The sequence below is a fragment of the Thermoleptolyngbya sp. M55_K2018_002 genome (assembly GCF_015295965.1).
In the GTDB taxonomy this organism is placed as follows: Bacteria; Cyanobacteriota; Cyanobacteriia; order Elainellales; family Elainellaceae; genus Thermoleptolyngbya; species Thermoleptolyngbya sichuanensis.
This window is the reverse complement of sequence record NZ_DVEA01000145.1, coordinates 1-14544: the sequence shown is the minus strand read 5'-3', so window position 1 is coordinate 14544 and position 14544 is coordinate 1. Positions and strand designations below refer to the sequence as shown.

General features: G+C 55.8%; 12 protein-coding genes. 8 read left to right on the top strand and 4 right to left on the bottom strand.

All coding sequences use genetic code 11. The annotated features are described in order from the left end of the window. Positions 1-55 precede the first annotated feature (55 nt). Together IGS51_RS07085 and IGS51_RS07080 are read right to left on the bottom strand one after the other, a co-directional pair. On the bottom strand, positions 56-1405 hold the full coding sequence (locus tag IGS51_RS07085) for a TIGR03279 family radical SAM protein (RefSeq protein ID WP_297077523.1): 1350 nt from the start codon (positions 1403-1405) through the stop codon (positions 56-58). Between the two features lie 134 nt (positions 1406-1539). Next, the gene (locus IGS51_RS07080; protein WP_297077521.1) at positions 1540-2442 is read right to left on the bottom strand and encodes an undecaprenyl-diphosphate phosphatase; all 903 of its coding nucleotides are present in this window, start codon (positions 2440-2442) and stop codon (positions 1540-1542) included. A 383-nt stretch (positions 2443-2825) separates the two neighbouring features. On the opposite strand from IGS51_RS07080, the gene IGS51_RS07075 reads away from it, so the two are divergent. The 4 genes from IGS51_RS07075 (at position 2826) to nadB (ending at position 7401) form a co-directional block, all read left to right on the top strand. Then, on the top strand, positions 2826-3647 hold the full coding sequence (locus IGS51_RS07075; RefSeq protein WP_297077519.1) for a DUF3120 domain-containing protein: 822 nt from the start codon (positions 2826-2828) through the stop codon (positions 3645-3647). A gap of 432 nt (positions 3648-4079) precedes the next feature. Then, positions 4080-5066: an adenylate/guanylate cyclase domain-containing protein gene (locus IGS51_RS07070; protein ID WP_172356284.1), complete on the top strand. Its 987-nt coding sequence runs from the start codon at positions 4080-4082 to the stop codon at positions 5064-5066. 152 nt (positions 5067-5218) lie between these two features. Next, positions 5219-5650 carry a photosystem II complex extrinsic protein PsbU gene (gene psbU / locus IGS51_RS07065; protein ID WP_172356282.1) on the top strand — a complete coding sequence of 144 codons (432 nt, stop codon included), beginning with the start codon at positions 5219-5221 and terminating at the stop codon, positions 5648-5650. An 11-nt stretch (positions 5651-5661) separates the two neighbouring features. After that, positions 5662-7401 (top strand): L-aspartate oxidase, encoded by a 1740-nt coding sequence (gene nadB / locus IGS51_RS07060; protein WP_367279282.1) that lies wholly within the window; start codon positions 5662-5664, stop codon positions 7399-7401. A gap of 1129 nt (positions 7402-8530) precedes the next feature. Here the strand turns inward: nadB and IGS51_RS07055 are convergent. Next, entirely contained in the window at positions 8531-9886 is a 1356-nt protein-coding gene (locus IGS51_RS07055) for a hypothetical protein (RefSeq protein ID WP_297077514.1), read from the bottom strand. Between the two features lie 321 nt (positions 9887-10207). Further along, on the bottom strand, positions 10208-11689 hold the full coding sequence (locus IGS51_RS07050; protein ID WP_297077512.1) for an MFS transporter: 1482 nt from the start codon (positions 11687-11689) through the stop codon (positions 10208-10210). Positions 11690-12140: 451 nt separating this feature from the next. On the opposite strand from IGS51_RS07050, the gene IGS51_RS07045 reads away from it, so the two are divergent. From IGS51_RS07045 to psb28, 4 genes are all read left to right on the top strand, one after another. Continuing rightward, positions 12141-12659, top strand: coding sequence for a phosphoribosyltransferase (locus IGS51_RS07045; protein ID WP_297077510.1), 519 nt, complete (start codon positions 12141-12143; stop codon positions 12657-12659). 127 nt (positions 12660-12786) lie between these two features. Beyond that, the gene (locus IGS51_RS07040) at positions 12787-13191 is read left to right on the top strand and encodes an NIL domain-containing protein (protein ID WP_172356270.1); all 405 of its coding nucleotides are present in this window, start codon (positions 12787-12789) and stop codon (positions 13189-13191) included. Positions 13192-13246: 55 nt separating this feature from the next. Continuing rightward, positions 13247-13699 carry a hypothetical protein gene (locus IGS51_RS07035; protein ID WP_297077507.1) on the top strand — a complete coding sequence of 151 codons (453 nt, stop codon included), beginning with the start codon at positions 13247-13249 and terminating at the stop codon, positions 13697-13699. A 343-nt stretch (positions 13700-14042) separates the two neighbouring features. Continuing rightward, positions 14043-14414 carry a photosystem II reaction center protein Psb28 gene (psb28, locus tag IGS51_RS07030; RefSeq protein ID WP_297077505.1) on the top strand — a complete coding sequence of 124 codons (372 nt, stop codon included), beginning with the start codon at positions 14043-14045 and terminating at the stop codon, positions 14412-14414. The last annotated feature ends 130 nt before the right edge of the window (positions 14415-14544 follow it).

Below are 14544 nucleotides of genomic sequence, written 5' to 3'. Positions count from 1 at the left end.
GAGAAATTGTCCAACTGCATAAGTCCTAACTGAGTTCGATTTCGCAAAATCGCGACTAGCGGGCAGCCAGCACAGGAGACTGCACAGCCGTTTCCAACAGCCCCTCAATGCCAGACACAACGTAAATCGGAGTTTTCAGCCGTTTTTCCAGGTCTGCCACCGTCGTATCGTCCAAAAAGCGCGTGTCGCCATGTTTCAGCATCAGCGACGGCAGCAGCACGCCATCTCCCAGCTCTCGCCCGGCCAGCGCCAACGCCAGATCGTGCCCTGTCAGTAGCCCTGTTACCGTGATTGCCTGCCCCCAATAGTCGCTTCGCAGCGCCACCATCTCCACGGTCAGTCCGTCTACTTCGTTCAGGCGTTTGAGAATCGGCTGAAAGGCTCGCTCAACGGCATTGCCCACCACCCACACCCAGCGGCGCGGCGGACTCACAGATTTGGGCAACTGACGAGCGACTATTTTGAACTGCTTCAGGAATTGACGAATCGACCCCACGCCGTTGCCAATCTGCGGATAGTCTTCGTAGTGGGATTCGGGCGGCAGGTCTTGTCCTGCAATCAGAAACCACTCATCTGCCAGCCACACGACGTTAGAGCCAAATTTAGCCCGGAACTCTGCTTGGAGCGCCTGCACTTGGGCGATCGCCCGACGGGCGTGGTCCGGTGTGACTGGAATTAATTCATCTTCGGCCGGGCGAAAGCGGGTCAGCCCGACGGGTACGACCGCAGCGGAGGCAACGGCGGGAATATCGCCCGTGTGGAACGAAGCCAGATCTCGCAGCGTCCGCTCCAGATGCACGCCGTCGTTGATGCCCGGACACACCACGACCTGAGCGTGAATTTGCAGCCGATTTTTCTGGAACCAGCGCAGTTGGTCGAGAATTTGACCCGCTCGGTGATTTTTTAGCAGGCGAATGCGAACTTCTGGCTCCGTCGCGTGAACCGAGACATAAAGCGGCGACAGGCGCAGTTGGGCGATGCGATCCCACTCGCGCTGGGGCAGGTTGGTCAGCGTCAGGTAGCTACCATAGAGAAAGCTGAGGCGATAGTCATCGTCTTTGAGGTAGAGGGTTTGCCGCATTCCGGGCGGCTGCTGGTCGATAAAGCAAAAGGGGCAGCGGTTGTTGCACTGGATCAATCCGTCAAACAGCGCCGACTCAAACTCCAGCCCCAGGTCTTCGTCGTAGTCTTTTTCAATCTCAATCTGGTGCGTCTTGCCTGCAGCGTCCAGCACTTCTAGCTCCAGCACCTCATCGGCGCAGAGGAACTGATAGTCGATCAGGTCGCGGGGAGCCTGTCCGTTGATCGACACGAGGCGATCGCCCTGCTCAAACCCAATCTCTGCGGCGATCGAGTCGGGCAGCACGCGGGTAATCAGGGCAGGCTTGATGGCAGCGTCGCTCATGGCAGGTTGAGAGGAGGGAGGGTGGCGTGCAGTAGGGTTGACCGATCAACCCAGTCTTTGATCATTCCATGATCCCTTTTATCCCATCATCCCCTGATCGCACCATTCTCTGCCGCTCCCTTTGATTCATGCCCCTATTCCCGAATCAGCCCTGCTACCAGCGAGAGCAAAATCGTGGCCCCAAAGGCGAGGCGATACCAGACAAAAACCCAGGTGCTTTTGCGCTGGAGATAGCGCAGCAGCCAGGCGATCGCCAAGTAGGAAAAAACAAAGGTGGAAATAATCCCTGCCAGCAGCGGCAGCAGCCGATCGACGTTGTCAAAGGCTTTGGTGGACTGATAGAGCGTGGCGATCGCCAGGGTAGGAATTCCCAGCAGAAACGAGAAGCGAGCCGCAGTCGGTCGCTGTAGCCCCAGAAACATGCCCGTCGTCAGAGTGGAGCCAGAGCGAGACACACCGGGCACCAGCGCCAGCGTTTGCCCTAATCCCACCAGCAGCCCGTCCAAAATCGATAAATTATCGAACCCGCGCTTGCGGCTGCCAATTTTCTCGGCCAAGCCCAACAGCAGAGACATCACAATTGACACCACCGCAATCACAAGCGCACTTTCGGGAATGGCATCGCGAAACAGGTAGCCAAACACCAGGGCCGGAATCGTGCCCACAGCGATCCCCACCAGAATCTTCCACTCCTCTCGCTGCCAGTCCTTTTGCTGGAGGGCAATCCACGCGCCGCCGAGAATCTGGCGAATGTCTTGCCAGAAGTACATCAACACGGCAATCACGCTGCCAAACTGGATTGCGTCTACGAAATACTTTTCGCCTACGACCGACCAGCCCAAGACTTTTGTAAAAATCAGCAGATGCGCGGTGCTGCTGATAGGCAAAAATTCTGTGATCCCCTGCACCAGCCCCAGCACAATGGCCTGAAAGGTACTGGTCAACAGACCCGGCTCCGCAACGGCATCTGGAGCAGCAGATTGGGCGATCGCCAGCGGGGGCCAGCCCTGTGCAATGCCTGTGACTACTGCCTGCATCCCTTGAAAAACGCCTGAGACTGTTGCAAAGGGTTCACCCTGCGGGAACACACGCCAAGCCAAAAGCAGAGGCAGGTTGATCAACTCCATGCGCTTAATCTCTAAAACTCCACCACATCTTAGCCGAGTCAAGCGCGATTCCTCGGCTTCCAGTCCCCTTGCTTGGTAAACAGGCTGTAAATCTCAGTAAATCCTTTATAAAGTCCTGGGTAGAATCCCCCACAAAGCGCCAGCGCTAGGGCCATGATCGCGAGGGCTAAATCCTGGCTGGACTCAATAATCTGTCTAAACTAAACCCCCTGTCTACATCGCTCCAAGGCTTTCCTCAATGTGTTAAATAACGTAAACTAAATGAAAAGCATTAAGAATCGTTGGTATTAAAGTTGGTTTCCATTACACCGCGCGATCGCTCTCTTTACCTCACCGAGTCCATCGTTGAATCTACTGCCGACTCAGCCACTGAATCAGCGATTCTGCCGATTCGTTTGCCGTTCGTGCCTTCGGGTCTGCCTGCTGCCCTCCCCAGCGATCTTGCCGCAGAACCTCAAGCAGCGGAGCGTCAAGCCGACTACACGACTCATCTCACAGTTTTTTCGGCATCTGTCTTTTTAGTCTCGGTTCCGGTGTTTTTCCAGGCACCGCTGGTGCAGTTATTTCCCTGGCTGAGCCTGGGGATGACACTGCTCTGGGTTGGACTGGGGCGATCGCTCTTGCGCCAGCCGACCACGAAACTTTGGGGTGACTTGCTGATTGGCTTTGCTTGGACCTGGCTTGCCGGGTCGATTTATTGGGGCTGGCTGCGCTGGGAGCCGTTTTACCATCTGCCCGTCGAGGCGCTGGGTCTGCCGTTCATCTTGCCTGGCCTCCACAGGGCAAAACACAAAATAGGGCGCTGGTTCTACTTGGGGTCGCTGCTGGGAACTGCAATTACGGATCTGTATTTCTACCTGGTCGATCTGGTTCCCCATTGGCGACAATTAATGCAGTCAGACGCAAGTGCTGCCGGAACAATCCTCCAGGCAGCCCTTCATCAGATGTATACGCCCTGGGGTGGTGGCTTCGCGCTGCTGCTGGTGGGGCTGCTGGTGATGCTGGGGTTCGCGCCTTTACGATTGCGATCGCTCCACGGGTGGAGCTTTGGAGGAGCCATTTTAAGCACTCTTTTGGTAGATGGCTTATTCTGGTTAGCGGCGACTGCTGCCTGACTGAGGATATGATTTGAGTATCCTGGGCTAACTTAGTAGTGTGGCTTTGGTAGCATTGCTAGGGTCGCATGGTTGAGTTGCAGGAGTGAGTTAGCTGATTGTCGTTGCAGGTTATGGGCGCGAATGCTGGATATTGCGAAGTTTCCAGGCAAATGGGTGTCCTGAATTGCAGCACATCGTTGGCAGAATGCTGCAAGCCTCTCTTAAGCCTCCCTGAGAGACTTGAGGGTTTGTTGACATGGTGCAAACGGGCTAAGACCACTGGCGGTTCTCACTCAGGGTGATTTAGAGCTTCGATGGAGCCTCTACAGAGCATCTGCAAGGTTGTTTCTGGAGCGCCTCTGGCTCGGCTGGCCCTTCGCTGACACAGCGTGCCAGACTTACCAGGATGCATCTCTTCGGGAAAGATTTAGCGGTTTCTCATCTTTGTCAGTGACTGCCCAACCCATTCCCCATCTGATATTACGAACCGACGCTGGCAATCGTTACCTCTCACTTACGAACAACAACTGTTGGACGATTGGACGAGGAGACGATAACAATTTTGTGCTGCCCGATCGCTGGATTTCGCGCAACCATGCCATGCTGCAACGCATGGAGACGGGCGAGTTTTACCTGATCGATTTGGGCAGCCGCAACGGCTCGTTTGTGAACGGTCGGCGGGTGAGCGTGCCCGTAACGCTCCACAATGGCGATCGCCTCACTTTTGGGCAAACCGAGCTAGAGTTCTACTCTCCCGAACTGTCGCACCTCCATGACTCCTCGGTCGGCATCGACTCACAAGAATTCACCGCTACTGCCACCCTCCACGTCCGGCGGCTCATCTCGGTGCTAGTCGTCGATATTCGCGACTTTACGGTGATGACGCGCCAGCTAGACGAAAAAATTCTCTCAGAGGCGATCGGCACCTGGTTTCGCTGCGCGGGCGACATCATTCGCGAATACGGAAGCTGGGTCGATAAATACATCGGCGACGCGATTATGGCGGTCTGGATTCACGGGGCGCAGGGCATTACGCCCGACGAGATGGTGCGGATTGCTCGCGCCCTCAGCGCTCTGCACAAAATGACCAGCCGCCTGCATGAGCGCTATCCGCTGCCGTTTCCACTGCGGGTGGGCGCAGGGCTAAACACGGGCTATGCGATGGTGGGCAACACGGGTACGGGCGATCGCCCCGACTACACTGCCCTGGGCGACACGGTGAATGCCGCCTTCCGTCTGGAATCGTCTACCAAGCAAATTGGCATGGATGTGGCCCTGGGGGAAACGACGTATCAATACCTGGCCGGGGCGATCGCCAACCCCAATTTGTTTAAGCAATACACCGTCAGCCTCAAGGGCTACGACACGCCGACCGTCACCTATGCTGGCTCTTTCGCCGACCTGGATACGTTTTTGAAGCTGAGCAGCAAGATCTAGGGCGATACTCCCCCCAAAGTGGTAGTCTCTAATTATGAGGCTGTTAAAGCTGTGTTGTTGAGAGTTATGAAGTAGCTCTCATAGGCTGCTGGTTTATAAGCTGCTTTATAAGCTGCTGATTTGGAGAACTGTAGTTGGAAGGGATTCGACTGATGAAGCGACTGGTTGGCGTGTTGATGATTCTGGGTCTTATGCTCACCTCTTGGGGGTGGCTGGGTTCGCCTCAGACGGCGATCGCGGCCTCGCTCAGCCCCCTGTCCTTCAATCCATCGCCCGTGCTGGCAGAACAGCAATTCCGCAATGCGATGGATGACAAGCTAGCAACCGACTTTGGCAAAAAAATTGACTTGAATAACACCAACGTCCGGGCGTTCATGCAGTATCCTGGCATGTACCCGACTCTGGCCCGCATGATCCTCAAGAATGCCCCGTTTGAAAGCGTGGAAGACGTGCTGAAAATGCCAGGGCTGACCGAGGCACAAAAAGAAATTCTGAAAAACAACTTCAGCAACTTTGTTGTTAGCCCGCCGCTCGATGCGCTCGTAGAAGGGGGCGATCGCTTTAACAACGGCATTTACCGCTAGGCAGACCGCAGTTGTCCTTGTTGTCTTCTTTTTCTCGCCAGTTTGATGTCTTAGTCGTTGGCGCGGGAGCAGCCGGACTTTACACGTCGCTGTGTTTACCGACCCGCTTTTGCGTCGGACTAATCACCAAGGACGAGTTGCTCACCTCGGCTAGTGAATGGGCCCAAGGCGGCATTGCTGCGCCAATGGCGGCGGATGACTCGCCAGAGCTACACATCGAAGACACGCTGCGGGCAGGCGCAGGACTGTGCGATCGCCAAGCTGTGACCCTCATGGTGCAGCAGGCTCCCGACTGTATCCGGGATCTGTTGGCTATGGGGGTCTTGTTCGATCGGCATGGGGCTGACCTGGCCATGACGCTGGAGGCGGCCCACTCGCGACGGCGGGTGCTACATGCGGCAGACACCACCGGACGGGCCGTGGTGTCTATCCTGGCAGAACAGGTGCTTCAGCGCCCAAACATCCACGTCATGAGCCAGAGCTTTGCGCTCGACCTGTGGCTGACAGAGACGGGCGATCGCTGCTTGGGCATAGTAGCGATGGTCGAGGGGCAACTCTGTCGGCTAGCGGCTGGAGCCGTGGTCTTGGCGACAGGAGGGGGTGGCCAGGTCTTTGCCCAAACCACCAACCCCGCTCTCAGCACAGGCGACGGCGTGGCCATGGCCTGGCGGGGCGGCGCAGTGCTGCGGGATTTAGAATTTGTCCAGTTTCACCCCACGGCGCTCACAAAACCGGGTGCGCCGAGATTTTTGGTCAGCGAAGCTGTGCGCGGCGAAGGGGCACACCTAGTCGATGACGAAGGGCGGCGATTTGCCTTTGACTATCACCCTGAGGGCGAATTGGCTCCGCGAGACGTGGTAAGCCGCGCAATCTTCAGCTATCTACAGAGTCATCATCCTGATCCGGCGCATGGGCATGTCTGGCTAGATCTGCGCCCGATTCCGCCTGAAACCATTCAGCGGCGCTTTCCCAACATTGTGCAGGTTTGTCGGCAGTGGGGAGTGGATGTGTTTCAAGCACCCGTGCCCGTCGCGCCAGCAGCTCATTACTGGATGGGGGGCGTGCTGACTGACCTCCACAGCCAGACCTCGATTGCGGGGCTGTATGCCGTCGGGGAAACGTCCAGCACGGGGGTACACGGCGCAAATCGCCTGGCCAGCAACTCACTCTTGGAGTGCCTGGTGTTTGGGGCGCAGCTCCGGCATGTTGTGTTGCCTGAAAATTGGCCAGCGGCGATCGCCCCCAATATCCCCGATGACCCCAATATCCCCAACATCAAAGAATTAGGCAATTCGCCGAGCCTGCCTCCCAGGAGCGCCATTGCCAACTGGGAGTCTCAAAAATTAGCGATTCAAACCATTCGCCAAAACCTGCCGCCACTGGTCTGGCAAGCAGCAGGCATCTGTCGAGAGCAGCAGTCGCTTGAACGGGCGATCGCCCAAATTCAGGAGTGGCGGCTTCAGTTTTCTGACCTGCCGCTGAGCCAGTTCCTTAGTCGCTGCCCCGCTCACCTAGATGTGCCTGTTTCTCTCGCTAAAGCAGGACTTGCGCCTACGCAGATTAGGGACTGGGGAGAAACGCGCAATCTCCTAGACGTAGCCTATCTATTGGTGAAAAGTGCTGCCTTCCGAACCGAAAGCCGAGGCGGACACTACCGCACAGACTACCCGCATACGGACGATGCTAATTGGCAAGTCCACACGCTAACTCGATCTAAATGCTGGTGGAAGTCCTCGAATGGGCTGCACTAACCTGCCGCTTCACCTGCCACACCAAGCTTAATGCTGAAGATACTGAAGTCTGGATACTGAAGTCTGGATGCTGAAGCCCGACCTAGAAACTTTGCGCTAGCCCCGAACCAATCCTCTGCCTCTACCGAGTTCCAGAACCCTGAGAACTCTGAGGTCCGCCCTGCACCGGCGGATCGTAGGACGAGTTTTGAGGCTCAATCAGGTTTTGCAGCCGAGCTGGCAGGGAACTTTGTGAGGGAACCGCAGCATTCGGCGAATCTCGATGCACAAGCGCTAGCGCACTGTCATTGTGAGCAGGTTGATGTTCTATCGACTGAGCAGCCGCAGGAAGGATCGCCGCTAGGGAAAGCCCAACTGCCAGGAAAACTGAATTTGCAAACTTAAGAGAGCTACTCATAGAACTAGAACCTAATGATAGACAGTAGATTCACTAACTACAGTTGATAGTATAGCCGAATATCCTAACTTTTATAAGTATATATGCTGAAATTTTAATTCTTAATCACTGATTAAGGTTAAGCAGAATTCCCGGAGATCGGTAGTTGTAGGGTCTGACCCCTCATTTCTGGGACAACTCCAAGGACGGGAATCATTTTATACCAGTGACAAGCCGAATACGTACTGTTACGGGTTAGGAGATGTGCCTTGAAATACAATCTCTTGGCGATCGCCCTTAATTCAGTCGAGAACACATCTTGGAAAGAGCGTAGGAGACGTATCTCTGCCGGCCAGGTCTGAAATTGCTATATCCAATGGTATTCACCGCCACAGTCGCCCACTCCGGATCTTCACGAAAACTTAATAGCACTTCTTACAACTTTTAACGCCTTATCGAAACTTTTGATATACGTAGTACCCATTACTTAAATTCCGCGCCTGTATGCTGGGGGGTAGAAATTACTGACCGTGAGTGCCGCACATGGAATCAGGACTAAGATTGCTGGAAATTCCGTAGATGCCGGACTGGCAATCCAAAATCGCGAATCCAAAATCAAAAATCGATATCACTCTATCTTCCGTGATTTTTGGAAATAAAAATCTATCCGTGGATTGACCTCACGGCTCTGTTTTTGGAGTGAATTGGAGTGAATTGAAGTGAAATTAACGAAATCTGACGGTCTGAAGCGGGCTAGGGCATTGCACCTGGGGTAGACCGATCGCCCGGCAGAGTGATACTATCGCTGGCCGGCATATTTGCAGGCACGCTTGCAGGCAGCGCGGGCGACGTTCCCTCCACAGGCAGCGTCAGAACGGGTTCGGAGACGGGCAGGGCAGACGGCACGACCGGAACGACCGGGGGCAGAGGCGCAGGCAAAGGCGGTGGAGTGGTGCTAGCAGATCGATCCATCTGACGCAGCATCTCTTCCTGCTCTCGCAGCCGCAGTTCATGAACCTGTCGCCGCCAGGTATCTGCTTGAGTGCGGGCTTCGTCATGGAGCGATCGCCCCCAGGTGATCTGGTTTGCCTCGTCGATAGCCGCTTCGAGCGATCGCACGTCGCCTTGGCGAGCCAACTCAGCCGCACGAGCCAGCCGGGGGCGATCTTCAATCGCTTCGATTTGCTGTCGCCAGGTGTTGATCAAAGACTGGGCCTGATCATATTGCGGCGTGCCGTAAAGTACCTGCTCTGCGGCACCTACTGCGGCCCGCAAATCCTCAACGCGGCCGCCCTGAGCCAACTCCTGGGCCGTCTTTAATCGTTCTGCGTCTGTCTTTGTTTGCTCGGTTTCCCACTGACGGATCAGATCGTTCAGCCCGCCTCCCTTGCTGGCTGAATTGGGCGATCGCCGCGCCGTTGCTTCACTTTCACGAGACGATTGCAGCAGCCGCATTAGCGCTTGATACTGGGTAGTTGCCCAATATTGATTGCCCACGGTCAACAGCATTCGGGCCGCAGACATGGCCGCAAACCAGTTTTCCCGGTCAATCTCGGCTTCAACCTCGCTGTAAATTTTCTCAGCCTTGGCCCAAGTTGCTTCCCATTCTTTGATTTTTGCTTCAGCCGTCGCATACGTGGCGACGTGAAACGGAACCCGCTTGGCGATATCGCGGGCCCGGTCGAGAGAGCCTGCCTGAAACTCCGCCTCCCCCAGCCGCAGAATATCCTGAGTCCATTGCTCAATCAGGCGATCGCTCTTGTCGCGCAGCGGATCGTCTGCATCAACCTGGTTTGCCAACTGGATAGCGCGTCGCAGATCTTCCACCGTTTGTTTATTCGCTAAGATCTCAGCGCAGTAAATCCGAGTAGAGCCAGAGTTGCTGCTTTGGGACACACTCCAGCAGCGGGGCAGCGCAGGCAGCACCAGCAGTTCCCGCACTGCCATCGAGCCGACCCCGACAGGCACCAGCAGCAGCAAGAGGCCAATTGCGCTCCAGACCCACATCGGGTCTACCGCCGAACGAGCGCTATCTGGCGCGTTGGGGAGTGTGCCCGATGGCGATAGTTCGGGAAGGGACGGCTGAGATTCGGACGGAACGGGAGCCATGAGAAAACCGTGCAGCGCCAAATCGCGTAATGGAAGATACCCGCTATTTTAACGGTAAATCTTTTGTCTCATGGCGGGCTGGACGGGCTGAAACGCTTCACAATCAGGGAGTTTCGCAATGACAACACCAACTCTGCACGTTGTTGCTTGGATTGTGGCTCAGGTGGAGCAGGATGCCGCGCTGCGCTTGGTGCTGCTGGAACTGGTGGATTAAACGCGGCGATCGCCACTCACCTATCGGGAGATGCCGTGCAATCTACCCTGGACAGGAGCGAATCGCTGCTGGCGATCGCGCCTGAGATTGTGAGCTACGTCAAAATTTCAGCGTAGGCCTGGCTCAGTATCCGGCGGATTTCCCGATGCCTGCTTGCGCTCGTGCAGTTGCAGCAGGATATTGGCATGAACCTCGCGGGAGATGGGGTAGAAATAGGCCAGACCCATGCCCAGCAGCAGCACGATGGCCGGCAGCGGGCCAATCATCACGCGGATGGCAGTGAGCGCTGAAGCGGGTTGGATGGGCGTTGCTTCTCCGGCAGTGCTTTCGATAAAGCCCGCAGCATCCAGCGCCAAGCCGACCAGGAAGAGGGCGATCGCCAGCCCCATTTTTTGCAAAAACACCATGAAGCTATAGAACACGCCCTCGCGCCGCTGTCCGGTGTGCAGTTCGTCCAAATCAATCACATCGGGCACCATCGACCAGGGAATCAGGTAAGCCGTAGACACGCCCATCCCCGCCAAAATGCCCAGAAAATACATCCAGCCCACCTGCCCCGGCTGGAGAAAAAACAGCCCAATTTCCGCCAGCACCCACAGCACCATCCCCAGAATGTAGACGGCTTTTTTGCCCACGCGCCGCGAGATGCGCTCCCACACCAGCAGCATTGCCAGCGCCGTCACCTGCACCGCCATCACGACCTGGGTGTAGACCGCGTTCGACAGACCCATCCAGTCGCGCACGAAATAGGGAATGATGGTGACGGTGTTTTGCAGCGCCAGCCAAGAGCAAAGGTAAATACCAATCACAAACAAAAAGGGGCGATTGGCAAAGGCCACTTTGAGCTGCTGGAGGATGGGCATTTCCTGGGTGCTGGTTTCGACTGCGCCGCGAAGCTGTTGTCGCCGCGTCACATGGCCGTAAGTCCCAAACACACACCAGAAAAAGGGCAGCACCGAAATCACCGCACAAATTGCGCCGATCGCCCGATATTGCTGGGCTACGTCGTCGGGAATGGCGTTGAAAATGGCTAACACAATCACCAGCGACAAAATGCTGCCGCCGATGGAAAAGATAAAGCGGAAACTGTTGAGGCTGGTGCGCTCGTCGTAGTCGTCCGTGAGTTCGGGGGTGAGGGCGGTGTAGGGCAGGTTAACGACGGTGTAGAAGGCGTTGAACAGCACCGAAACGGCAATGTAATAGGCCACGAGCGCCCACAGGTTGGTGGTGGGATTGTCGGAAAAGCGGGGCACAATCCACTGCAAGAAGAAGAAAACGCCGAAGGGAATTGCGCCTGCGACGATCCAGGGATAGCGGCGGCCCCAGCGGCTCTGAGTGCGATCGCTCAGAATCCCCACAATCGGATCATTCACCGCATCCCAGATTTTGCCGACGAGCAAAATGCTGCCTGCGATGCCCGCCGGAATGCCTGCCACGCTGGTAAAAAACACCAGCAAAAACACCGCCAGGATATTTGCCGTGATGGCAGTTCCCAGATCCCCGGCTCCATAGGCCAGCTTGGTGCCAAAGCTGAGGATATCTTCGGGAGATTTGGAAGATTTGGACAGTTTGGAGGCAGACTCGCTCATCGGCTTGAAAACCTAAAACAGGGAAAGAAAACAGAGAAGGAAAACAGGGCGCTGAGGAGATCGGGGAGAACGGGCTGGCGATCGCCCACCGTTCTTGGCAACCGCTGGTTAGACGACTGATCTGGCAACCGTTTTAGCAACGCGGCAAGTCACCCGTCGGGGGACTGGATTTTTGCCAGTGGCTTGATTTTATCCAGCAAGTTGTAGGATGCTCATCATCTAGGGAATACGCGGCGGGCGATCGCCTGCTCTGTCGCTCGCTGTGGGGGCAGTTCTAGTATGCGGACTTCTGGTATGTAGACTCCTGGTATGTAGACTCCTGGTATGTAGACTCCTGGTATACAGACTGCTGGAGTGCAGCCCCAATCTTGCAACTTGAATCCTTGTTAATCCTAAGGTAATCCTGCCCGTTCGCTCGTTTTCGTCCTACTCATCCTCTGCCGTCTTTCCCATGTCAGATCTCTACGTCTCGTGGCCCGACTATCATCGCCTAATTGAACAGCTTGCCGTTAAGGTTTATGAATCCGACTGGGAATTTAACCAGATTGTTTGCATTGCCCGGGGCGGCCTGCGGGTTGGCGATTTGCTCTCGCGGGTGTTCGACCTGCCGCTGGCGATTTTGTCTACGGCTTCTTATCATGGGCCAGGGGGGCGATCGCGCGGTGCAATCACCTTTTCTCGCGACCTGGCCATGACTACGCCCAATCTGGGCAGCCATGTTCTGCTGGTGGATGATCTGGTCGATTCAGGCATCAGCCTCAAGCGCAGCGTTGAATGGCTAAATCACAACTACGGCTTCTATATTGACGAGATGCGGACTGGCGTTCTCTGGTACAAAGCCTGCTCCATCTTCCAGCCGGATTACTACGTAGACTATCTGGAAGATAACCCCTGGATTCATCAGCCCTTCGAGTATTACGAAAACACCACTGCTGAAGAACTGGCCGCAAAGCTGTCAGCCCCGGCCTAGTTCGTCCAGCGTTGGCAAGCCTCTGCGAAGCCGACTCTGTAAAGCCGTCATTATCTGTCAATATCTGTAAAGCTGTAATTGGCGGTTTGTGAAAACAATCTGTGAAAGCAATCTGTAAAAACGATTTGTGAAAAAGCGCGTTACGCTCACCTTTCCCAAGCGCTCGGTTCACATGCCCGTCACCTATCGGCTGGCAAAGGATTTCAACGTGGCTGCCAACATCATCCGCGCCCAGGTCGCGCCGAATCAAATCGGGACGCTGGTGGTGGAGTTGTCGGGCGATATTGATCAGCTAGATGCGGCGCTGGACTGGCTGCGATCGCAGGATATTGGCATTTCCACCGCAAGCCGCGAAATTCTGATTGATGAAGACCTGTGCGTCCACTGCGGCCTCTGCACGGGAGTCTGCCCAACGGAAGCGTTGAGCCTCGACCCACAGACCTTCCGGCTCAATTTCGGGCGATCGCGCTGCATTGTTTGCGAACAGTGCATCCCCACCTGCCCGGTGCAGGCAATCTCCACTAACCTGTAGGTAACCTAATAGAAACGCAGTTCAGCGTTTTACCCTATTGTTCCTGCTCTGGGCCATGCTCTGGGTTTCTCTACCGCTGCTGCTGGCAGCCTACACTAGCTTTAGCTGGTTTCTCTACCAAAACACCGAAAACTGGGTCGCCTGGGCGCTGGCGATGGCCTTTGCACTTGTGCAGGCCCTCTTACTCACGGCCTGGTCACGGGGACTGCGGCGCTTCTTCAGAAATTGGCTCCAATCCAGCCTGGGCTACTTTTCGCTAGTGCTGCTGGGAGCCATGTCAATCGCCGTCATCCTCGTTTGGTATCACGTCTTTGAATACATCCTGGTGGTAGTTGCGGCGGAGATTCTGGCACGGCTCGATTTGCAGCAGGCCAAGCTAGGCCGCTGGCAGTCCCTCGGCGTGCTGACTGCGATTTCGGTCATAGGGTTGTCCATTGGGTGGACGGCTGAAACGACGCTGCCTGCTCCCGCAAACCGACTGCTCCAGGTCTGGCCGTTGGGGAGGTAACTGTCCCCGCCAGTTCGACTACAGCCTCCGGAACCGCTGCGCCAGTTCTCAGGTGCAAATCCCTCTGTAAGTCCCTTAGAAATAAACAGCAGCCCCGACGAACCCGACGAAGCTGCTGAGCGCATGAGGAGTGAACACTCTTAATCTAAGCCGGGAAACGCTCTCCCAGAGCGACGTTACGGTTTTTGATACGGGGTGGCGCGGCGCAGCAAATGCTGGGGGTTGCCCCCAGACGGATTCTTTTCCCAATGGGATGGTTGATGATAGAAATGGGAGCTTGTGAGGCGGGCAAGTTGCTGGATGTTCTGCGCCAAATTCCCCAATCTCCAATCCCAAATCCCTCATGACCCTACCAACGATTGAATTTTTTGAAGGCATTCCCGAAGACCTAAGCGGCGTGAGCCTGAGGCGCGATCGCACGACAGGCGCTCAGTTTGTCGTGATGACGTTCGAGCAGCTCAAGTCCATCGAGCGGTTTCAAAGCTTCACTAACCGCTTTAACAAAGCACTCTGCCTGACGGATGAAGAAGGCCGCATCGAGATCGAACCCGACAGCGTGAAGTTTATCTTTGGCGGCGACGAGGGCGACGAGCTAAAGCGGGTGGAATGCCGCTTTGAGCTAGTCCGCGAGGAACATTGGGCGCGGTTTATGCGGTTTATGAATCGCTATGCCGAGGCAAACGGCATGGAATATCAGGGCAAAGGCGAAAGATAATGGCGCAGCAGCGTAGTTCAGCGCATCTCGGCGCAGTTTGGCATAGTTTGGCGCAGTTCGACGCAATTTCGTTGCAGTTCAGCGCAGGTTCAGAGCGCTAGCTCACCTGCTTAGCTTGCAGGCCCACCAA